The 20,566-nt window shown below is 31.6% G+C and carries 23 protein-coding genes and 1 riboswitch; of the genes, 3 read left to right on the top strand and 20 right to left on the bottom strand.

Features of this window, described 5'->3' with window-relative positions; genetic code table 11:
- The coding region (locus HNQ80_RS25750) for a hypothetical protein (protein ID WP_207727182.1) at positions 1-200 on the top strand (200 nt) is incomplete at its 5' end.
- A 153-nt stretch (positions 201-353) separates the two neighbouring features.
- Here the strand turns inward: HNQ80_RS25750 and HNQ80_RS24710 are convergent.
- The 10 genes from HNQ80_RS24710 to HNQ80_RS24660 all read right to left on the bottom strand — a co-directional run bounded on the left by HNQ80_RS24710 (position 354) and on the right by HNQ80_RS24660 (position 9,977).
- A complete protein-coding gene (locus HNQ80_RS24710) occupies positions 354-1,478 on the bottom strand; it encodes a hypothetical protein (RefSeq protein ID WP_184313780.1) in 1,125 nt (374 codons plus the stop codon).
- A gap of 1,181 nt (positions 1,479-2,659) precedes the next feature.
- A complete protein-coding gene (locus tag HNQ80_RS24700; protein WP_184313776.1) occupies positions 2,660-3,469 on the bottom strand; it encodes a hypothetical protein in 810 nt (269 codons plus the stop codon).
- Between the two features lie 441 nt (positions 3,470-3,910).
- On the bottom strand, positions 3,911-4,297 hold the full coding sequence (locus HNQ80_RS24695; RefSeq protein ID WP_184313774.1) for a hypothetical protein: 387 nt from the start codon (positions 4,295-4,297) through the stop codon (positions 3,911-3,913).
- A 321-nt stretch (positions 4,298-4,618) separates the two neighbouring features.
- Entirely contained in the window at positions 4,619-5,479 is an 861-nt protein-coding gene (locus HNQ80_RS24690) for a damage-control phosphatase ARMT1 family protein (RefSeq protein WP_184313772.1), read from the bottom strand.
- A gap of 238 nt (positions 5,480-5,717) precedes the next feature.
- Positions 5,718-6,404, bottom strand: coding sequence for a hypothetical protein (locus HNQ80_RS24685; RefSeq protein ID WP_184313770.1), 687 nt, complete (start codon positions 6,402-6,404; stop codon positions 5,718-5,720).
- A gap of 90 nt (positions 6,405-6,494) precedes the next feature.
- Positions 6,495-7,310 (bottom strand): peptidoglycan DD-metalloendopeptidase family protein, encoded by an 816-nt coding sequence (locus HNQ80_RS24680; protein ID WP_184313769.1) that lies wholly within the window; start codon positions 7,308-7,310, stop codon positions 6,495-6,497.
- 75 nt (positions 7,311-7,385) lie between these two features.
- Positions 7,386-7,468, bottom strand: a riboswitch (cyclic di-GMP riboswitch).
- Positions 7,469-7,708: 240 nt separating this feature from the next.
- Positions 7,709-8,026 carry a MazG nucleotide pyrophosphohydrolase domain-containing protein gene (locus HNQ80_RS24675; RefSeq protein ID WP_184313767.1) on the bottom strand — a complete coding sequence of 106 codons (318 nt, stop codon included), beginning with the start codon at positions 8,024-8,026 and terminating at the stop codon, positions 7,709-7,711.
- Positions 8,027-8,266: 240 nt separating this feature from the next.
- Positions 8,267-9,031 carry an enhanced serine sensitivity protein SseB gene (locus tag HNQ80_RS24670; protein ID WP_184313765.1) on the bottom strand — a complete coding sequence of 255 codons (765 nt, stop codon included), beginning with the start codon at positions 9,029-9,031 and terminating at the stop codon, positions 8,267-8,269.
- A 165-nt stretch (positions 9,032-9,196) separates the two neighbouring features.
- Entirely contained in the window at positions 9,197-9,559 is a 363-nt protein-coding gene (locus HNQ80_RS24665) for an Imm32 family immunity protein (protein ID WP_184313763.1), read from the bottom strand.
- Positions 9,560-9,626: 67 nt separating this feature from the next.
- Positions 9,627-9,977 carry a hypothetical protein gene (locus HNQ80_RS24660; RefSeq protein WP_184313762.1) on the bottom strand — a complete coding sequence of 117 codons (351 nt, stop codon included), beginning with the start codon at positions 9,975-9,977 and terminating at the stop codon, positions 9,627-9,629.
- A 353-nt stretch (positions 9,978-10,330) separates the two neighbouring features.
- Here HNQ80_RS24660 and HNQ80_RS24655 point away from each other — a divergent pair, with 353 nt between their 5' ends.
- Complete coding sequence (locus tag HNQ80_RS24655; protein ID WP_184313760.1) at positions 10,331-11,587, top strand: S-layer homology domain-containing protein; 1,257 nt, start codon at positions 10,331-10,333, stop codon at positions 11,585-11,587.
- Between the two features lie 78 nt (positions 11,588-11,665).
- On the opposite strand, the gene HNQ80_RS24650 is transcribed toward HNQ80_RS24655, so the two are convergent.
- The 9 genes from HNQ80_RS24650 to HNQ80_RS24615 all read right to left on the bottom strand — a co-directional run bounded on the left by HNQ80_RS24650 (position 11,666) and on the right by HNQ80_RS24615 (position 18,420).
- Positions 11,666-12,709, bottom strand: coding sequence for a copper amine oxidase N-terminal domain-containing protein (locus HNQ80_RS24650; RefSeq protein WP_184313758.1), 1,044 nt, complete (start codon positions 12,707-12,709; stop codon positions 11,666-11,668).
- 252 nt (positions 12,710-12,961) lie between these two features.
- Positions 12,962-14,398 (bottom strand): hypothetical protein, encoded by a 1,437-nt coding sequence (locus HNQ80_RS24645; protein WP_184313756.1) that lies wholly within the window; start codon positions 14,396-14,398, stop codon positions 12,962-12,964.
- 60 nt (positions 14,399-14,458) lie between these two features.
- Positions 14,459-14,680, bottom strand: a complete 222-nt coding sequence (locus HNQ80_RS26755) for a S24 family peptidase (protein ID WP_408626370.1) — start codon at positions 14,678-14,680, stop codon at positions 14,459-14,461.
- Between the two features lie 883 nt (positions 14,681-15,563).
- The gene (locus HNQ80_RS24640) at positions 15,564-16,298 is read right to left on the bottom strand and encodes a class I SAM-dependent methyltransferase (protein WP_184313754.1); all 735 of its coding nucleotides are present in this window, start codon (positions 16,296-16,298) and stop codon (positions 15,564-15,566) included.
- A gap of 114 nt (positions 16,299-16,412) precedes the next feature.
- Positions 16,413-16,676 carry a CD3324 family protein gene (locus HNQ80_RS24635; RefSeq protein ID WP_184313752.1) on the bottom strand — a complete coding sequence of 88 codons (264 nt, stop codon included), beginning with the start codon at positions 16,674-16,676 and terminating at the stop codon, positions 16,413-16,415.
- Between the two features lie 349 nt (positions 16,677-17,025).
- Entirely contained in the window at positions 17,026-17,373 is a 348-nt protein-coding gene (locus tag HNQ80_RS24630; RefSeq protein WP_184313750.1) for a hypothetical protein, read from the bottom strand.
- Positions 17,374-17,517: 144 nt separating this feature from the next.
- A complete protein-coding gene (locus tag HNQ80_RS24625) occupies positions 17,518-17,742 on the bottom strand; it encodes a helix-turn-helix domain-containing protein (protein ID WP_184313748.1) in 225 nt (74 codons plus the stop codon).
- A gap of 13 nt (positions 17,743-17,755) precedes the next feature.
- On the bottom strand, positions 17,756-17,902 hold the full coding sequence (locus tag HNQ80_RS24620; RefSeq protein ID WP_207727181.1) for a YvrJ family protein: 147 nt from the start codon (positions 17,900-17,902) through the stop codon (positions 17,756-17,758).
- A 2-nt stretch (positions 17,903-17,904) separates the two neighbouring features.
- The gene (locus tag HNQ80_RS24615) at positions 17,905-18,420 is read right to left on the bottom strand and encodes a sigma-70 RNA polymerase sigma factor region 4 domain-containing protein (RefSeq protein ID WP_184313746.1); all 516 of its coding nucleotides are present in this window, start codon (positions 18,418-18,420) and stop codon (positions 17,905-17,907) included.
- Between the two features lie 464 nt (positions 18,421-18,884).
- On the opposite strand from HNQ80_RS24615, the gene HNQ80_RS24610 reads away from it, so the two are divergent.
- The gene (locus HNQ80_RS24610; RefSeq protein ID WP_184313745.1) at positions 18,885-19,322 is read left to right on the top strand and encodes a hypothetical protein; all 438 of its coding nucleotides are present in this window, start codon (positions 18,885-18,887) and stop codon (positions 19,320-19,322) included.
- Positions 19,323-19,382: 60 nt separating this feature from the next.
- Here HNQ80_RS24610 and HNQ80_RS24605 read toward each other — a convergent pair whose 3' ends face one another.
- Positions 19,383-19,871, bottom strand: coding sequence for a hypothetical protein (locus HNQ80_RS24605; RefSeq protein ID WP_184313743.1), 489 nt, complete (start codon positions 19,869-19,871; stop codon positions 19,383-19,385).
- Positions 19,872-20,566 lie beyond the last annotated feature (695 nt).

Raw genomic sequence — 20,566 nt, 5'->3', positions numbered from 1 at the left:
TCAGGCAATACATCAGATTTTCTTCCCATAGTAAAGCTCCCCTCATATTAAACAGTAATATTATTTTAACTGTCTACTATAAGGGGAGCATATCACTTTGGTACGGTTCAGAGAGTGTAAATAATTCTGCAGGTTTGGATTGGAAGGATCTCCAATTTGGTAGAATAGATTCATTTTTTATCTTAGGAGCTAAATATTAAAGGTCAACAGATTTGTTTGTTGACCTTTTTAATAGATTCAATCTTGCTTGAATAATGCCACTTTAATTTCTTTTATCAAATTGCCAGGTGTATGGATAATGGGAAGTTAATAGATACATCTTGTCTCAATTAATACGTATATTAGCAATATACTCATCCATTATGACTACATAATAATTTATAATTGTGTTCTCTCTTGGCATTACAATAAAAATTGTAAATATGTGGTGCGTCTCCAAATTGTAGTTTTATTAAACTGTCAATAGATGTAGCACGGTCATATGGCATTAAGTAGAAACGCTCGCCCCCACATTTTTGCCGTGTGCTATCTACTATATGAAAAGATATTGCTACTACTTCATTATCATGGTAAAACATATTCTTATTATCATAACAGCATATTTTTTGTAAAAAGCCAAGCAGTAAAGAGGATAATTTATATACATAGTTCTTGTCGTCTAACTGTTCAATCAATTCTGTTTCAACCCCCTTAATCTCATGTGAGATTTCTTTGAAATCAAAAGCACAATCTAACACTACTGGCTCCAGAATTGATAAATCCACATATGCATCTCCATCAAGAGAAAGACCTTCATAGGTTGTATTCCCGAATACCTCGTGTATATGAAAGTAAGGACTTTTACTTTCAAATTTTTCATTTTTAGTAAATTGAGATTTTCGAAATGGCCTTTTACGGAATATATATGTATAGTCTCCCATTATTGCTGACATATCATTTCTACAAGCTTGTTCAAAAGATATCTTAAATTCACTATTCTTTTCTGAAAATGATTCGATGGAGTTTAGCGTCCATAGTGCATGTTTTTGCCAAAATATTGCAAAAATCAAAGGAATGCCAGCCTCCAATTCGTACTTTCTTAGTACATTATACTTATATTTTTGAAGCTTTAGGGTTTGTTTATCACTTGATACCAACTTGGCTTCTATTAAAACTTTGGCACTTGCTTCTGGGGAACCTGCTTCAAATATAACTTCATAGTCTGGCACTTGCATAGTCACTTTAGATTTCTCCGGGTATTGTTCTTGTCCCAATGGAGTAACCAGTTTTACCCAAGGCAAAAGTGAATATATTCTTCTAAATAATTCTTCAGCAGCATATCCTTGTGAAAAGTTATTGTATCTCTTTCTAACATTTTCGTCGGGAACAAGCTTTAAAAGGAGTTGTTGAATTTCTTCATTAGTCATAGGACTATTATTATTTCTTGCATTTTTTACAACATCAAATACTACTCTCATGCCTTGTATTGAATTACTCATATACTTCATTCCTCCATCGATTCAATATACATTATGTGCTAAGTGCAATCTTCCCATAATTGCTATAAATCACAAAAATTCTAAACTACCGATTGTTCGTCTTATTTCTAGTTGCATAAACTACAATTTGCCGTAGTTACTGCTGACTTAGAACTCTCTTTATCTTCTCCCGCTCGCTGCTACCATTGGTAGGTAGCCGTAATAATGGTACTCCGTATTTTGCCAGAATTGCATCCTTCAGCACATCACGGCGCTGCTGATCTGGAATGATGTTGGTATATCATCATGGCCTATATGATGTAATGATATATTATCTTCTCCCTCCTGAAATTCTAATTTTAGTTAAGCCCAATTACATCATATATTTAAGAATCTATTCATAAATATGCTAGTAATCTATTGTTATTAAAATTTATCAAGTAATGAGGGCAGGTAATACATATGCATGAGAAAATTGACAAGGCTACAGTGAGCATATTAGAATTCTTTACTGCAATCTTTTCTACAGCAATTCAGAGTAGACTAATATTAATTATCTTAATCTCCATCGCATTTAAAAGTTTCTATCCCAAAGATTTTGACATGCTAAAGACAACACTATCTGGTCTAATTCCATCTTCAATATATGTTTTTGTACAAGATATGATACTACCCATTCAAATGCCTTTACTCAAGTTTCTTCTTTTTTTCGCATTGACTGCGCTATTAGTAATGGTAGGCACTACATTTCTTCGAATCTTTTTCTCTAGCAATATAGAAACTCCAATATTCTTTAATTACTTATACTTCTGTACAATGAATCTCATCGTAATATTTTATGGACTGCAATATCTATTAGCTGAAGATACTGTAGATTGTATTAATCAATTTGAAAATACTATAGATTCATTAGATCAGTATCTGAAATATCCCATAGATTTTTTATTTTATAGCATTCTATCTCTATTAGTATTTTTTCTGATTGCCAAAGTCATCTTTCCTATAACAAAATCGATTTTTTCGATAATTGCTAGACTATTGGGCTTTTAGACTTCGATACTGCCTTTTTTGCGCATCTACAATTTGACGAAATAATGCCTATTTATCTATCTTATCAGGCTTACTCCTAGGCACACCTGTCGTGCTTGACTACACTAGCATCTATCTCAATACTAAGTCGGAAATAGGAAATAAATAATTTATCAACTTAACTGTACCCAAATATCAATTAGTTCAGATTTATCCATATCACCTAAGCCCATTAGTTCATACTGTCGTTTACCGTGCTTTGTTAGTCTCATATCTTTTGGTATAATACTTAATATTCCACTTAAAGAAAACGCTCTTCCATCTTCGCTCTTATAATACTCAATCATTCCTTTATTATATAATTCATATATCTCGTTTAAAATTGATCTCAATTCGAAAGTCTTTTCGCCCTGTATATAGTCTTCACTTCTTAAAATAATACTGGTATCTAAAGTCTTTCTCTCAAATAAATTTAGAATACAGAATTGCCTATATGTCATACCTTCAGCTATGTTAAGTCTAAAGTTCGCTTCTCCTAGAGTAATATCATCAACGAAGGCAGCATTAGAGAATATGTTTGATATATATCTTATTTTCTTTTCTTCGTGCTCATTTTTACATTTTAGCAGAACTCCTTCAAATATTTCATCGGCAGCAGATCTTTCTGTTGGATCACCCAAGAAGAAATCGGAGCGAGGCTCTTTACCCTCGTTTAAATGCATGATGATCTTAATGATTGCGTAAGATGCAGCAGTACCTACGCGCACCTCTTCTCTTTGAGATAATATTCTATTAGATACATCAGTTAATGTGTTTTGCGTTATTCTTTTTATAGCTGCTTTTGTTGCTCCCTTGCATGCACCAGCCACAGCACCAGGCATTCCACCTGCAAAAAAGCCGAGTGCTCCTTCCGCGGTTGCTGTACCTACCACTTCTGCGCTTAAAGAAATTAAACTCTTAACCTTTTCGCTAATACTGTTCATAAAACTCCTCCTTAAGTTAGTTCTACTAAGCATATTCTTCATTGATTTTCAATATCACTAAACATTTTTTTAGATAATTACTGTATTTACAATATCTACACGGGAATTTTCAATTTTTATATGTCACCTGCAATATGTCGGAAACTTTACCTATCTTCGTACTGCAGATTTATAATTAAGTTTTTATACAATGCATAGAAAAAGCTATATAAAGAACTCTTCTACTAATATTAATTTTATTTTAGTTTGTCCGAGGCTGAAATGTTGTCGTTTTCTGTCGCAAAAATAAAAATTAGTGCCTTAAGCACTAATTTTTAAGCTGACATGGAGAACTTCTACCTAGCAGCGGTTTCTACTCATGCTGGATAGGAGTTCTATTTCACACACTCTCAAAATATTCTATAGTCTCTCAAATAATAGAAGATGTTATCTAAAAAATACTTATAACATTAAAATATTATAAAGTAAACTCATGAAAATACCTAACCCAATGAAAAGATAAGCTACTACAATCTTTTTTACAAAAATTGAAAATTTTTTCTCTGTTTGCAGTATTTCTTCAGTTGCTTTTTTATAGTTCAAGTTCAATAGGCCATAACCGCCTATCAAAAAATAAAGGAAAATTATTTTTGACAACTTTATTCCATAAAAGTACATAGATTTAGGGATATCAGGCATTTGTAAAACTATAGCAAAGATTGAAGCAAATAATACTCCAAAATACTTTATAGAAAGATTCCAATAAGCAATTTCATGCACTTTATACTTAAACAACCCATAGTTCTCTTTAATTCTCTCTCTTTCCTCATCTTCAAGATCTATACCCATAAATCAACCTCCTACTTCGCGATATAGACATTACATATTCATCCTATAGTCACTGCTCCTTTTGTGAGCACAATTTTGATCAGCTCTTATTATGCAAGTCTAGTATTAATTTTTATTTTAGCTTGTCCTGGGCAGAATTTTTGTCATATATTGTCGTAAAAAATAAAAAAGCGCCTTAAGAACTAAATTTTAAGCTGACATGGAAAAACTCCTATCTGCAGTGATTTCTATACAGATAGGAGTTTTATATTACTCGCCCCAAAATTATTTTACAGTCTCGCTTAATACCATATCCCTAATAATCTAGTTAAGAAATTTATTCTAGTAACTTGTAAGCACATAGTCCATTCGGTTACACCCGATAGCAGCAGCAACCGAACTGCATTTTGCTCGCAATAGATAGAATATGGTCTTATCTTTAATATCACTCAATGTTTCAAAATTCGCTTGCCCTTTACTTATAATAAGATCTGCCTTATCAAATTCATGTCTAAATGTACTAGAGCAATCTTTCAATATCGTTCCTTGTGCTGAATGCCCATTGTCAATGACTTTTACTAAATTTACAACACCTGTGCTTATTGCGTCGTGCATAGTTGCATCATTAACTATTGGACCTCCCTTCACTACATAAGTAACCTTGTCTAATGGAAGATTCTCCAATAGAAATTTATCAAATATGATTTCACCTGAATTATCAGCAATATACATAATATTCTTTGATTGTCCTACTGCTTCTCGTAGAGCAGTTGTACCAGTGCCAAAAATATCATGTTTGATACTATCCTCAACTGACTTAACAATATCTGAATGTTCTAGCTTTAGTCCAACTGAAAAATCTATAATATTTCCTGCAATAGCCAGCCTACAAGCCATATCAAATCGATCTTCCGCTTTATCTAACCATTTTTCTTCAGTAATTCTCTCATAAATCTCTTTAGCAATTTCATTGTATTGTTCCTTCAATCTTTTATATGGATCATTATTGCCTGTAATTTTCTTGGCATGTTGATGCATCCTGAAAGCTATTTCAGGTGCGGTTTCATTGAAGTCCATTTCTCCTAGCTCTTTCAAAGATCTTTTTATTATTTCTTCTTGCATTGTTACATCACTTGTCGCTTCTTCAGCTATTTCTACCGCTTGTCTGGCAAGACAGTGAATGCATTCACGTGATATTTTCATATAACCGTCCCCTTAAGAGTAATATGGTCTATTCTAATAAATAGCATATTCATAATTATACCATTTAAATTTAATGATTAAAAAAGCGCAGTTATTTATGATACGATCGTATCATAAGTAAAATACAGCTACTTGTTAAAAAGCTCCTATCTACTGTGCTTTCTATGCAGATAGGAGTTCTATTTCGCTCGCCCAAATATTATTTTACAGTCTCATTCATAAAACTGAGTAGACTTTATTATCGAATTACAAAACTAACATACAGAGCAATATAGGCTAGGATTGACATTCTCATTTCGTGCATAAATGAACTCCAAAGACTTTTAGAGAGAGGCAGCTTTCCTCTATTATCTTTTTCCAGATATTGATTGGTAATTATAACACTCAGTACAGGTATTAAAGGCCATAGCAGGTATGCAATAGCCATTAACGAACGACCATGTACAAAGCTTATTAACAAATACATAAGCCAAACGTTAAACAGAAGCACAGTAGTATTTTTAAGAAGAATATCTTCTTCACGAATATGATAGTAAATCAGAATATCATATCCAATAAGTAGAACCATATATAAAGCGAACTCAATTAAATATTCATATTCTATTTCTATCAAATAAAAACGATGTGTTTTTAAGGAATACATAACTATGTAGAGTATCCAGATAAAAAAAAGTATAGCTGAATTAATGTATTTTTTCTTAAATTTCTCATCACGGAAACTAAATCTACGAAGCTGCTCGTTGAATGCAATAGTCTCACATACTTCTGTATCGGTGTAGTCTATCCCCCTACTATCCAATTCTTCTTTAACTAGTTGGATAGCATCTTCTTCATAGTCTTTATAATCACCCTTTATAATTTCTATGAGATATTCATCTTTTAGCTGAGAAAATCTAGTTCTAAGCTGCTCTTCTCTCTTATTCATACTTTTTCCCCCATGAGGTTATTCCAGCCTTCATTATTCTTTAATCTATTACAAAATTTCTCTTTTATAATGTAAAATCTGTTTTTGCCCCTACTTTGCTAAATACTTATTTGGATCTACAGGTTCGCCTTTTTCTCTTACTTCAAAATAAAGACATGGTCCTGTAGCGTTACCCGTATCTCCTGATTTGGCAATTACATCGCCTGCTTTCACCTGACTATCTACTTTTACAAATAATTCGCTACACTGTCCATAAAGTGTAACAATCCCACTTCCATGGTCTATAAGTATCATATTTCCAAATCCTCCAAGTTCACCAGCAAATATTACTTTACCATCTGCTGCTGCAACAATTGGCGTTCCTTCTGGGGCTGGTATGGAGATACCTGTAGATATTATTTTTCTTCCAATCAGTTTACTAATACCACTGATATCTCCAAACCCCTGACTTATCTTGGTATAACCTGGTATAGGCCAGATCATTTTTGATACTATATTTGTTGTTATAGCATTCTCTTTGTTGTCTAATTTTTCAGAAGGTACTTTAGTAATAATGTTAAAAACTTCTATTGGAACTAGCATCGTTCCATTGACGATCTTAGGTGCTTCCGGTAAAGTAATTTGTTCATTATTAACCTCTGCTAGTAGATTCCCTGGCTGTACCCAAATACTAATATCATCTATTATTGCAGACACAGATTGATCTTCACTGTGCCATGTCACTGTGCCTCCCATTCTTTCAAGTATATCTCTCATAGGAACAAGTTGCGTATGGTTTTCAGTATTGGAATTCATCACGTCATCATTTAATGCCTCTTTGATAGATTGTACCTCAGCAAAGCTAACTGATGTATTAAATAGTGCTAAAATCATTAGTACTCCTAATAATAAAACGAGTTTTTTCATATAACTCCTCCCTTGGATTGTAATATAATAAAAAATCCCATACTGGAAAAGGCATAGAATTAAGGATGCTAGGTTTTCAGTGGCCAGGCTATCATAGTAAATAACTTAGACCCGTAGCTTTGGGTCCGCACTTTTCAATAAGCTTGACCTTGCCTCATTAAAATAGACAGCAAGAAACCCTAGCTTTTCTTTTCTACATATCAATCTTTTATTTAATACCTATTCTAGCTTGTCTCAGACAGAAATGTTGTCATATATTGTCACAAAATAAAAAATAGTGCCTTAAGCACTAATTTTTAGCTGACATAGAAAAACTCCTATCTGGCAGTAGCGGTTTCTATGCCAAATAGGAGCTCCTTCTGTATTCTCCCGTAAAATTCTTTACAGTCTCATCTAAATTATCGTCCAGAACTAAAATCCCCTTTATTGTTAAACCTTTTTTCATATTTATTAAGTACGTAATTTAAGGAATCTTCTAGACTTGTATCCGTTTCATTTGCAATGCAAATAAGGGAAAATAATACATCACCGATTTCACTTTCCCATTCTTTAGTTTTCTGGAAGTGTTTACTACCATACTTAGTTCCTTTTAGAACTTCTTTTGATAGTTCTCCTACTTCTGATGCCAAATCAATCATCCTAACTTCAATGCCTGAATTCATACCCCTATCTTTAGTAAACTTATTTACTATATCTTGAATTTCCGATAAATTCATTTTCATCCTCCAAACTAAAACTTAATATTTACAACTATTTATTGCGTATTTTACCATATAATAAAGGCTCTTGGATCTGATATGCTCCCTTTATGGTAGACAGTTAAAATATGTAACTGGCTACCATGAAGGGAACATATTAATACTAATAACTTTTAAATGCTACTTTATTTACTCTTGCTTTACTTTGAGTTTCAATTAGCTTTCCAAATGTTTCAGGAACGACTTTTCATAGACATATTAAAAGAATTTCCATTTTTTCCTTTTATAAAAAGGAGTAGCATTCTTTGTAGCATCTTTACCAAAACTGCTATTTAGAGAAACCAAATCGATATATTCGTCCTTTCCCAAAAATTCTTGAGCTATCGCAGCTATCCGAGGAAATAATACAGCCTTATCTCCTGTAAAATCGACGATAAACAATAGATTAGGTTTCTGATCCTCTTCCTTATGGGCTAAAAACATATACGCACTCTTAATCTCTTTATTCTTCTGAAAAAAATTAGATAGAGCTTTTATCATTTCATGAGGATAGTTGGCAGGCTGTCCTAGCATTATTTTAGTATCTTGTTTAATTACTATCTCTGATTTTCTTCGCGAAAAATATTCTATCACTTCAGGAGTAATTATAAAGTTCTGATTGAAAGGATTGATTACAAAACCCTTAATACCTTCACTTTTTAACACCATATGTTTTAAATCATCGTATGTAGAAATAAGCGTTTGCTCGGGTTCCTTAGACCACTTACCTAACTCATCCCAATCAGTAAACGCTATATAAAAGGACTCATCTGAACTATTTGAAATCACTTTAAAATTTATAATAGAGTCTTTCTTAAGTACACCATCTTCGATTTTACCTTGAAATATTACTGGTACCAAATAATTCGCTTGCGTTATTTTTTCAATAAGATTAAACTCATTTTCGGCACTTTTTTCTTTAAGAAATAGATTCATACTCTTAACTAATTCTGGATTAGTAACAGGTTGATTTACATCTACCATCATAACACCACCTAATAAATATTTTTACGCAAGTATTTGTACCACATCCCTGCAAGGATCTCATCTGATATAGGTCAATAATATGGACACATAAAAGCTAGGTTTGTTTGCGCTGTTTCTAATTGGTTCTTCGCACTTCTACCGTTGAGCATGTCTAACTCCCAATTATTCATCTGATTTGCATCCATGAAAAACAATCTTATTTTTTGATTCACTATTAATACTTCCAACCTCATCGAAATGATCATGATAATCAGGATCCTCCGTTTCATATTTAGAAAGTGCAATCAGATATCTTCCTAGTTCCTTAAAGGCTCTTCTGCTACCGCTAAAATGAATAATCCGATTTTCTAACTCAATAAATGCATCTTTTTCAAAATCAAATATTTCTTCATTTTGAATATCAATCATAAGCTCGTTTAGATACCTAGGTTCACAAACACCGCCCTCATAAACCCCTTTATTTGGGTTAGATTTTCCAACTAAATATTCTAGCTGTATTTCCATACTTTTCGTTACCTTTTTCAAACTTAACACCTCAATTTCTCTGAATACTTACTAAAAGTATCATAAGTCCATCATATGTTTTCAGAAATTATTTCTTGATATTTTCTTTAAATTTCATATATTCTTCATGAGCTTCAGATATTTTCTTTCTGCATTTGTCTTTCCACTTAGTAAGTAAAAACTCTCTTTCCTCAATATCATTTGAATTTGGCTCCATTTCTCCTCCAAATCCAATAAAATCATCTAAAGTTTCTATTATTCCTAATTCACTTGCATAAGCAATCTCATTAGGACAGTCGGTATAACTTAAATACCTACAATTATTTCCAAAGCAATGACTGCCTGGTCTATAACTACCATTTAAGTCGTTTAAACAGTAAGAAGGTATTTCTAATTTACAGTCACAGTAAACTTCTAGTAATAAATGTTTCATTCTCATATTTTAGCTCCTTGCTACAGAATTAGTTTATATTTTCTAGAAGCATTGAGTATTTCCTTTCAAAATAGATTTCTGTAATAGAACTGTAAAATGCTAGTTAGCACAATTTAAATGTTTCACTTCCACTATGGTCTAAATCTGTTTCTAAATCTAGCCTGCCTTTTGAGAAATCTAACTTCATTTCATAACTGTCAATAGAAACACCTCAAATATGCTTAAATTCCTATTTTTCCTTTAAACTGAAACCTTATTAGGAAAAATTTGTATAATAAGCAAGGATTATAGATTATTTAATCGAATTACTTATAATATACTTTTTATCTAATAAGAATGACTTGAAAGGAGAAATACAAATGAAAAAGCAGTTATCATTGTTATTGATTTTTGCTCTTGTAATAGCAATTGTCCCAACAATCGCATATGGAAGCTCCATAAATATGCCTAAAAGTTTTTCTGATATAGGAAATCATTGGTCTAATGTAACAATAAGCAAGCTTATAGAAATGGGAGCTATCGGCGGATACCCAGATGGATCATTCAAACCGAATAATACCATTAAGCGATCCGAAGTTGCTGCAATTCTAAGAAAAGCTTTAAAGCTTGAACTAATCAATGACAATTCTTTCGCTGATACAGCAAGCCATTGGGCAGGAAAAGAGATACATACTTTAGTAGCAAATAATATTATTGATAAGAACGAATATGGTACGAGCTATTCTCCCGAAACAAACACCACAAGAGTTGAGCTGGCAAAGATGATTGTTAGAGCGATGGGATTAGAAAAAAACGCTAAAGATCTCTCAGGTAAAGCTACCAATTACCTTGATGATAAAGACATTATAAATGTTGATAAGGGGTATGTGATCCTAGCCAATCAGCAAGGTATTATTAGTGGCTATCCAGATAATACTTTCAAACCGAATCAGACTGTAACAAGGGCTGAGGCATCCAGTATGATTGTTCGTATGATAGAAAAGATGACGGGACAAATACTTCCAGTGCCAGAACTGCCAAAAACAGATAATTATACAAATGCTGAAGATTTGCCAAAGTTGTCTTTTAGAGAATTAGGATATAACTTTGAAGATAAGATTAAGACACATGGAGTCTCAAGTGTAGGTGAAGTAATAAAAGCTGATCCATCACTATTTCCTTTAAAATTCGGAAATTTTGTTATTACTGGAATCGAAAAGCTACCATATTCTAAAACACCATATTATAAATCTAACGAAATCGGCTGGCAAGGATCTACATCTGACGCGATTGTAGTACATGGATATCCTGTCGTGAAGACGAATGATAGGAACGGCATAGTGCAAGGCTTCTCTCTACCTAGTATTCAAATGGGCATTCTGAATAAGGGCGGTGATTTTAGCAAACGACTAGTCGTAATCTTTCTTGAAGAAAGAACTGTAACTGAAAAAATGAAAACCATGTATCCGAATACAAAAATTGGAGATGCTCCTAGAGCAAAAGAAAATGAACATTTTACGATTTTGTTTACTGATAGAGAAGGATATGGCCTGAACAATATAAAAAGTATTTTTTTATTAGATCAACAAATTTCAACTGATGATTTACTCGAAATAGATTTTTCAAAAATACCTTAAAATGCAATAAATATTAAGAGACGCATTTGGCATATGCGTCTCTTAATATTTGTCTTCCGTATTAATTCAATCCTCGGTTTATCTGCCTTCTTTCACTCCATTAAAATCAAGTTCTAGAACATTATTGGTGGAATCATAACAGTCTGTTATAAAGATTTTTTGTATATTTTCTAATCCAAAATTAGAATAGTCTACAAATATTACTGTGAACTCTTCTTTGATATCTACAGTAGGAAATATTCCTTTTTTATAATTCGGATATATTTGTACCATCTTGTTTTCCATTGGACTTTCCGTAAATTGAGTTACTGCATAATTTGAGAAGGAACCATTTTTATTTAAGAAGCCTATTCCTAGACTATCAAGAGTGTATCCCCTCAACACACCAGACGCGTCATTACCTTTTAGGGCATATCCATGTAGAACTACTGCATCACTTGTGATACCATACCATGCTCGTGTCGTGCTTTTATAGTATGATGTTTTTGAATATGGAAGCTTCTCTATACTCGTAATAACCACATTACCGAATTTAAGAGGAAAAAATGATACATCTGCTTGAATTACATCACCTATATTTTGAAATATGGGATTTTTGAAATCATCTTTAAATGTATAACCTAATTCTTCAAATGTTTTTTTCTCAAAATCATCCACATTTATATAGTCAGGATTTTCTACAACAGATAAGTTATCTTCGTGACCAATAACAACTGTTTTCGTTTTTTCATTCCAACTTATTTTTGCATCAAAGCACTCTATGACAGCCCTAATAGGTAAGTAGGTCCTGTTCTCTTTGATTAATGCAGAAGTATCGTTAGGAATCTCTACTCCGTTTTTAATAATATACGGTTTCCCTATAGGAATTTTCACCACAATATTATCCTTTTCAGCTATTGCCATGCTTTCTTTTTGATTCCAGCTTACCTTTGCTCCGAATTTTTCAAGGGTTATTCTAAATGGTACTTGAGTTCGCCCGTTTGTATCTACGAAGGGCTTACCAGTTGCATCGTTGAAAACAATATACTGGCCATTAACCTTTATTCTTGGTTCTGTATTCCCATGGACCATGGTAATCAGAGATAGCGTTAATATCAATGCAAGAATTAATGCTTTTTTCATTTTGTACTTATCCTCCTGTATGATAAATGTATATTCTTATTTTAGCTTGGCAGATACTGAAATATTGTCGTAGTTTGTCATATAAAATAAAAATAGTGCCTTAAGCACTAAATTTTGGCTGACATATAAAACCCCTACCCGCAGTGTTTCTATGCAGATAGGAGTTCTATTATTTACACACTCTCTCGTAGTGATACTATTAACATTTAAATTAAAAAGAATCGAATAGCCACGATTCTTCTTATAGTTGATTTATTCAAATTTAAAAATCATACTTGTTCCTTTATATCTCATTAAACTTTCCTCAATGTTGGCATCTGATAAATTTGGAACATAATATAATGGTTCTGTACTTAGATTTGCAAGGTTAGTTGAAATCATACCTATTCTAAAGTCATATTCTTTATCATACTCTCCCTGACTGATTTTAATTGTTAATGTACCATTAAACTCTTTAACATTATTTTGACTTTGGAATATAACTAATGGCTTTCCATCATTATAATCTAAGTTTGATAAACTTATACGAGATAATCCGTATTCATCGGTTGCTTTATACCCTGTGTAGTTAATATATACATCTTCATTAAAGATAATATCATACTTTTCCCATTGTAAGTTATATGTATCCACTAAGCAATTATATATAAATTTTAATTTTTCTGCATTCATATATGAATCATTATCATTACTAAGTTCATTGAATTGTATTACATTTTCCAAAACTTCTTTAAAATCATCATTAATATTTTTATCATTGAAATTGATATTGCTAAAGTTATTTCCATAAGATAAAACATAGTTTAAATTTTCAAAGAAATCTTTTTTATCCTCTTTCGACATATATACAGAATTCAAAGCCTTACTACTGATGAGTAATCCTCTTATCATTATTTCAGTGTCTTGCTTTTCATATGAATAATTAAAAACTGTATTCCCAATCTTAGCCATATATCCAATAAGTCGTTGATTTTGATTATATATCAAATTATTAGCATTATAATTTATTGGAGTAACTAATACAGTAAATTTTTTATCCTGTGATGAATTACTTGGTTCATTAATGTTTGTTTCTAGTAGTAATAGAATTCTCTGTATTTTTTGCAGAGCGCTATCATAGTCTAAAAGCTTAAATACTGTATTTGAATATGCATCTAGAAAACTATCAAGTAAATTTATATCTAATTGCATGGGATTTTCAATATTATCCAGTATTTTATATGCTTTTTCCAAGTTGTTGTTTTCATATTCTATAATACCAAGCATAGCTTTTTCTGACATGTTTAAATACTCATAATTCTCAACTAAAAGCTTTTTTGCTAAATCTCCGTCGTTTTGGTTTCCTCTACATTTTAGAGCGAATACATAGTAAAATAGTAAATTTTCAATATGTTTATCATTTTTATATGATATGGAAAAATTTTTTATTGCATTATTATAATCTTTATCTTCAATGAAATATCTCTTACCAATAGTAAATTTCTCTCGCGCCATTTCCATGCTACCATTTTTAATTGATAAATAATCTGAATAGTGACCCACTAATCCAAATATGAATGCTATTATAATATATTGTATTTTAAATCTTTCTTTGATCTTTTCTATATAATCTAATAGTTTATGTTGTTGTTTTATACTACCCTGACCATTTTTGCTTAATTTGCTTTTTCTCCTATTTCTGATTTTCATATTAGATTTCTCTACCCTTCCCACAAAATTACTATAATTTTCAATAAAAAATATATTTCTTCATTTAAATTCTATTCTTGCTTCTATGCTCCTACCAACTATTTCTACACCTGTTGTTTTCGTATCAATAATTAACAGTTTGTGTGTAGTATTTGTACTGTTAATCATAAGTGCTATAATGCCCTTCTCTTCATAGAATCTTTTTATCTTTGCTTCATTCCCATTAATAACTATAACTGCTATTTCTCTATTTACTGCAGGTTCATGTCTCCTCCCGTAAATTAACGAACTATTCCTTAAAGATAATTTAGGATATAATTAGAATTCTTTGGTATCCAGTGAATATGTCAACTGAAGAGAGTCAGTGCTACATTTTGATTTGTACCAGGTTCTAAATCATGGTATTATTCATTAATAATATTCTATCTTGTCATCAGGAATAACTTTGTCATATTTTGTCATAAAAAATAAAAAATGCCTTAAGCACTAAATTTTAAGCTGACATGTAAAACTCCTATCTGCAGTGCTTTCTAGGCAGATAGGAGTTCTATTTTATTCGTCTACGAATTTTGGCAGTCTTATAATCGACTCTTAATCTCAGCAAAAGGGTTAGTTATTCTCTAGAATTGAATTTGGTATATAGTTCTTATAATAAAAATCCAGCGATTATAAAGATAATTGACGTTACAACTCCAAAAACAGAATGCCAGTTATTTTTAAGCGAAAAGTTATTTTCAAAAAATTTTGCATCAATAATATTAGATAATCTACTCAACCCTATAAGAGACCAGAGAATAATAAAATTTGATCCATTCAATGAAATTTTATGAACAAATAAATGAAAAAGACCTAAGCCTATTAATGAAACACTAATTATCCAACCTACTATATTATTTATGGTCTGAAATGTATATTTTGATATCATCCTTAATTACCTTCTCTCCCTCATAAATTCAATCCCATATAGGCATCATTGATCTCATCCTAAGGAATGTCTAAATCTCTAATTTTCTACAGCTGTATATTACTTATTTTACCATATAATAAAAGCTCTTGGTGATCCGAGAGCTTCTAAATGTTCCTTAATTCAGATCCGTTATATTGCTACATGATATAAGGAGTGTGAGAATTATATTATCTACGAATTGTATTTAAGATTCTATCACTACTTTTTTCTTGCAGATACAAGTAGCATCATTGGTCGACGCAGTTCATCCATCATTCCTGGAACAGTATAGAGTAAATTTTCTGCTGGTTCTGGTTCAACAATTCCTGTTATTTCAAATCCCGATTTTATGAGGCTGTTTAAGTATGTTGTTAATGTTTTGTGATACTTTATAACTTCCTCACCCAAAAAGCTAGCCTTACGAATACCCTCGGTAAAATATTGGTCGACTGGCCAGTGTAAGCGATTACCATTATTGTCATAATACCAGTCCTGGAGCCCCTTTGCAGTAAAAATGGGATGCTCTACAGAGAACACAAAATCCCCACCATTTGAAAGACATTTGCTTATTTTTTTTAAAATATCCTCAAACGACTGAATGTAATGAAGCACTAAAGAGCTGATAACCACATCAAAGGAGTTAACGGGGAAGTCAATGTCCTCGATTGGCATACAAATATACTGGATATACTCTGATTTTGCTTTGTTTTTTGCTTCACTTAACATTTTCTGTGAAATGTCCACTCCAACAATTGACTTTGCACCATTCTCTTTAGCAAATTGACAATGCCATCCAAAACCACATCCTAAATCTAAAACCCTTTTCCCTTGAAAATTAGGTAGCATTTTTTTTAGTTCATGCCATTCTCCCGCAGAATTAAGTCCATTTTTTGAACGCTCCATATTGCTATATTTATTAAAAAAGATGTTATCATCATATTTATTTTGTTTCATTTAAACACCTCCATCCTTACTATATTGTATTGTTTCGTTATTATCCATTCAAGATAAAAGATGACTCTATATCGTTTTATAGAAATAGGGTTACCTGCCGGCAACCCTATTCAATCATTTTTTGTAGATAATTTGTTTTATTGAATGAACAAAAAGACAATATTCCTCAGCTAAATCTGACATCGCATAGCCCTGTTTGTATTTGTTTATAATTTCTTTATTTCTATGCGCTAAAATTTTACGAATTCCAGACTTCTCTCCCCACTTTTTATAGCAAGACTGCCGCGCAGGAATGTATAGATATTCTCCCTGAACATATTGTTGTATTTCTAGTAGTAAATGCTCTGGTAACACATTATTTGCATTTTGATATTTCATACTGGCTTCACTCCTAAATATTTGAAATAAATAGGATACAAAGTTGTATGCATTGAACTTTTATTAGCGGCTCAACACTCCATACAAAACGCCGCTGCAATTACATACCGACTTTGTATGGAGTAAATTAATTTTTTGACCTATAATCATATTTGGACCTCCCTTATGGACAATGATAATAGTTTCATCGTATTCTATAACCGTATATTACTTATTTTATCATATATAGAAGTTACCGGATTATTCTAGTTATCCAGAAGCTTTTAGATATCGCTTAATTCACGTTATGTTTCGTTCAGATTTATTACATTGTCACGTAATATAAGAAAGTCTCGAATTAAATAATATCCTATACCTCATAATGTATAACATATTTATTTTCAGATATAGCCTTTCTTAGCAATATCATTAAATCAATCAATTCTGCGGATGATTTTGATTTCTTATCTTTTGAAACAATGTTATAAAAATCCTCTAATGATTCTGGTGGAATAAGAGTAACTCCCCACCTTGCAAGTGCGAAACTAGGCCTACTATAGCAATGAAAGTAGGTCTTAATTAAGGTCAATTGGTTCCACCAATCGTTCAAAATATCGTCATCAATAGCAATACAATTATATTTTTCAGGCCCATAGTTAGAGTAATCTCTATCTTTTTTAAAGTCATCTATGATACCGAATTGAGCAACACAAGGCATATTATCACCAGTCTTTCTGATAAAATAATACTTTATCTCGTCAAATTCCTAAACTCTATATTATTTATTCTACCATATAATAGAAGCTCCTGGATAACCAAGAGCTTCTAAATGTTATTCGATTGTCATTGCATTGGCAAACGTCTAATTAAAGTATTTTGTTATGTCTGAGATGTTCGTGAATTTGAAGGTTTTGATGCAGCATATAAACTTAATACAAAGTTCCTGAAAACAATCATAATCGAAGTAGCCGTTGATGCAGCTGTTTTTATAGATCATGGGCTTAAAGACCTCCAAGATAACTCCTATGGCATCTCCATCTCCATTTTGAGCTGCATCAAACAATTGTCTTAAAAATGAATCACTCATAGGTTAACCTCCTTTAATGCTGGGTCTTTCCCAGGGTTTCAATCACTAGTAATAGGGTTTTATTTAATTCATCCAGTTTCTTTTCTATTCTGATTAAAAGAAAAGCTGTAACAGCGATAGGAAAGCCTAAAGTTGAAATAAATTCATTAAATATTTCCATGGTTACTTCCCTCCTATCTGTTTTCTTAGTTTACTTAAGGCGGCTTGCTTGGTAATTCCCAATTCTTTCGCCACCATCTCTTCTTCTCTATTCTTTATAATGCATTCATGAATGATCTGTTTTTGCCTATCAGTTAATGTACTGATGGCTTCGAGTACTTCCTTGTCTGTAAAGAGCTCTTTGTAGTCTATATCTCCTTGATCCTTATAGATTTCTTCTGCAAAATCCATAGGGGCATCGGCAATGGTGTTGATCTTTTCTTCTTCAAAATCAGCATCTAATACATTTAAATACAATCCTTCTTTTTCTCTCAGCGCATTTTCCCTTTGCTTTAGGTCCCTGGCTACATAGAAGATGGTTTTTTTTATGTAGCTGTAGAGATTGATTCGAAACAGGTAATCATTAAACTTCTGATTGAGGACATCTAAAAAGCTATCATTCTTGAAGATAATTCCCTGGACATATAGATCTTTATTTGTTGCGTCTTCCTCTAAAAACTTCTTTGCTAAATGATCCATCTTATCCCCTCCCTGTATAACCCCCTGCAACCTGTTTAACCATAAGATCCATTTGGAAATTGTTAAGAATTTAATTTCCTTTACTATATAAGACGGTTGAAAAGTAAATTTAGTCAACCATTCTCTATACATTTTTAGATTTTTTTGAAAATTAGGTCAATTATTACATTTTGATTACACCTAATTATCCAAATTATACCATATTTTAGAACACATGTTCGTACTTTTTGGAAAAAAATATCAAATTCTCCTTAAAGAAAATTTGATCTCACTATATAAAACGGATTTTTTTGAAAAAAATCAACCACTTTAGAAAAATTTTTTTAGAAATTATTTTTTTGATTTGGTTGATTTTTGATTCCTTTCCCCCGTTTTATTTAGTGTAGGGCAAAACGAACTGGCCAGAAAGTGAAAGCCTAGCAAAATAAAAATAAAAAATTAAAAACGAAAAGGAGAGATTTATTATGGGTTTTAGAAAAGAATATATTGGCACACTTATCTTAACAAAAGATCAGCTATATAAGGCTAGAAGAGCACAAGCTGAAATGAGAAAAAACGGTTTTGAGCTGCCAAATGAAACTAAACTTGTACAAGGCTTAACAGCTTTTTCAACAGTTTTATCGCTTATGTTTATGTTGCCAACTCCAGTAACGTTGGCAGCGGGAGTAATTTCAGTCGTAGCAGGTATGACACCAAGTGAGAAAAGTGTTATAACCACAGTTTCTCTTGTTGGAGAGGATTATTTAGATGAAGTTTATGATTTTATGTATGATAATCCACAGTACGATCTTGTAGAAGTAAAATTGCCATTTCTTGAATTTGTTGATGAAGGATTTAGAATTGTTCAGGGTAACGGACTAGTTACTAGAATACATTCTGGAAGTGGATGGATTATATTGTAAAAACTTGAATTAACAAAAATGGGCTGTATTACAATAAAATTGTGATTCAGCCCATTTTTGTTAATTTTGAGAATTAGTAATTAAGTCATTAACATACTTATAATCGAATTTGGAATCTATAATTTTATAATATCCATTATGAAATCCCGGTTTGTTAGATCGAATAGAAAGAATAGACAAATTATCCAACCATATTTCATTAATAAATATATAGTAATATTTTGGTGATGTTGGTGGGCCAAATCTAAATCTATAAGAAAAATGAATATCATTCTTATGTTCAAAAATTTCTTCTTTATTTGCTGCTTTCTTTAAAGGTATCAAATTTAAATCACTAAAATATTTAAAAATAAGAGTATTACTATTTAAATTATGACTAACTTTAGTTAACACACCATCAGAATAATTTAAGTCAAAATGACAACTATACGGATTATCTGCGGTACCTTTTAAAGGGTTGTAAGGAATTAGATAATATATATGATTTTGATAAAAGTATATTAACAAAACAAACAATAGTACAGAAAATAAATATTTAAATTTTTTCATGTTTAAAATCCATTCCTTTCACTTATTTAGAGCATCTTATATATTCCATAATATGTAAATTATATTATGATTGTCTAAGGTCACACAACTATGTTGCTTCGTCCATATTATTACAAATATTCTATCTGTCGGTATTTTTTTATTGGATTAGATAAAAAATGCTTTAATCATTAATATAAACAAAAAGATATTGATAACACTCGCAACAATAAAACTCTTTCTAGTCTTTAAATTATAATATGGATTTTTTATCTTAAATAGCTTAGTAAAGTTTTCATTACTCAAACCAATAGTTATTATCATTGATAAAATAGCTACTATTGTTGAAACTTGTATATTGCTCAAAAAAACTTCATCATGTAACCCGTTGTAATATATACGTTTATATATAAAAAGAATGTAACCGAAACTTTTTTCAAAATTAAGAAGTTCTTATTATCGGCCTTTTCCATACTTAGCCCCCCTCACAATATAAAGCTAGTGTTTACTTGAAGTTTCCCGGCATACTTATCGCCTAAAATAGTCACTTTACTAACTGTGTATTTATTATGAATATGGTAGTAATTTTTTTGCACTAAGATTATTAATCTAAAATCATTTTTGACCTTTCCCCGATAAAATAGACACGCTATACGGCTAGTTTTCTTTCATTTTCATAGGATATCGGGGTTTTATATCCAAGAGCAGAATGTAGC

The sequence above is a fragment of the Anaerosolibacter carboniphilus genome, from assembly GCF_014205875.1.
Classification (GTDB): Bacteria; Bacillota; Clostridia; order Peptostreptococcales; family Thermotaleaceae; genus Anaerosolibacter; species Anaerosolibacter carboniphilus.
The sequence above is the reverse complement of the archived record's forward strand: the minus strand, read 5'-3'. Positions and strand labels throughout refer to the sequence as shown.

Excerpts from the sequence above, each read along its gene's own strand:
- HNQ80_RS24710 (WP_184313780.1), bottom strand. The coding sequence starts at position 1,478 with ATGAGTAATTCAATACAAGGCATGAGAGTAGTATTTGATGTTGTAAAA.
- HNQ80_RS24700 (WP_184313776.1), bottom strand. The coding sequence starts at position 3,469 with ATGAACAGTATTAGCGAAAAGGTTAAGAGTTTAATTTCTTTAAGCGCA.
- HNQ80_RS24695 (WP_184313774.1), bottom strand. The coding sequence starts at position 4,297 with ATGGGTATAGATCTTGAAGATGAGGAAAGAGAGAGAATTAAAGAGAAC.
- HNQ80_RS24690 (WP_184313772.1), bottom strand. The coding sequence starts at position 5,479 with ATGAAAATATCACGTGAATGCATTCACTGTCTTGCCAGACAAGCGGTA.
- HNQ80_RS24685 (WP_184313770.1), bottom strand. The coding sequence starts at position 6,404 with ATGAATAAGAGAGAAGAGCAGCTTAGAACTAGATTTTCTCAGCTAAAA.
- HNQ80_RS24680 (WP_184313769.1), bottom strand. The coding sequence starts at position 7,310 with ATGAAAAAACTCGTTTTATTATTAGGAGTACTAATGATTTTAGCACTA.
- HNQ80_RS24675 (WP_184313767.1), bottom strand. The coding sequence starts at position 8,026 with ATGAATTTATCGGAAATTCAAGATATAGTAAATAAGTTTACTAAAGAT.
- HNQ80_RS24670 (WP_184313765.1), bottom strand. The coding sequence starts at position 9,031 with ATGGTAGATGTAAATCAACCTGTTACTAATCCAGAATTAGTTAAGAGT.
- HNQ80_RS24660 (WP_184313762.1), bottom strand. The coding sequence starts at position 9,977 with ATGAGAATGAAACATTTATTACTAGAAGTTTACTGTGACTGTAAATTA.
- HNQ80_RS24655 (WP_184313760.1), top strand. The coding sequence starts at position 10,331 with ATGAAAAAGCAGTTATCATTGTTATTGATTTTTGCTCTTGTAATAGCA.
- HNQ80_RS24650 (WP_184313758.1), bottom strand. The coding sequence starts at position 12,709 with ATGAAAAAAGCATTAATTCTTGCATTGATATTAACGCTATCTCTGATT.
- HNQ80_RS24645 (WP_184313756.1), bottom strand. The coding sequence starts at position 14,398 with ATGAAAATCAGAAATAGGAGAAAAAGCAAATTAAGCAAAAATGGTCAG.
- HNQ80_RS24640 (WP_184313754.1), bottom strand. The coding sequence starts at position 16,298 with ATGAAACAAAATAAATATGATGATAACATCTTTTTTAATAAATATAGC.
- HNQ80_RS24635 (WP_184313752.1), bottom strand. The coding sequence starts at position 16,676 with ATGAAATATCAAAATGCAAATAATGTGTTACCAGAGCATTTACTACTA.
- HNQ80_RS24630 (WP_184313750.1), bottom strand. The coding sequence starts at position 17,373 with ATGCCTTGTGTTGCTCAATTCGGTATCATAGATGACTTTAAAAAAGAT.
- HNQ80_RS24625 (WP_184313748.1), bottom strand. The coding sequence starts at position 17,742 with ATGAGTGATTCATTTTTAAGACAATTGTTTGATGCAGCTCAAAATGGA.
- HNQ80_RS24620 (WP_207727181.1), bottom strand. The coding sequence starts at position 17,902 with ATGGAAATATTTAATGAATTTATTTCAACTTTAGGCTTTCCTATCGCT.
- HNQ80_RS24615 (WP_184313746.1), bottom strand. The coding sequence starts at position 18,420 with ATGGATCATTTAGCAAAGAAGTTTTTAGAGGAAGACGCAACAAATAAA.
- HNQ80_RS24610 (WP_184313745.1), top strand. The coding sequence starts at position 18,885 with ATGGGTTTTAGAAAAGAATATATTGGCACACTTATCTTAACAAAAGAT.
- HNQ80_RS24605 (WP_184313743.1), bottom strand. The coding sequence starts at position 19,871 with ATGAAAAAATTTAAATATTTATTTTCTGTACTATTGTTTGTTTTGTTA.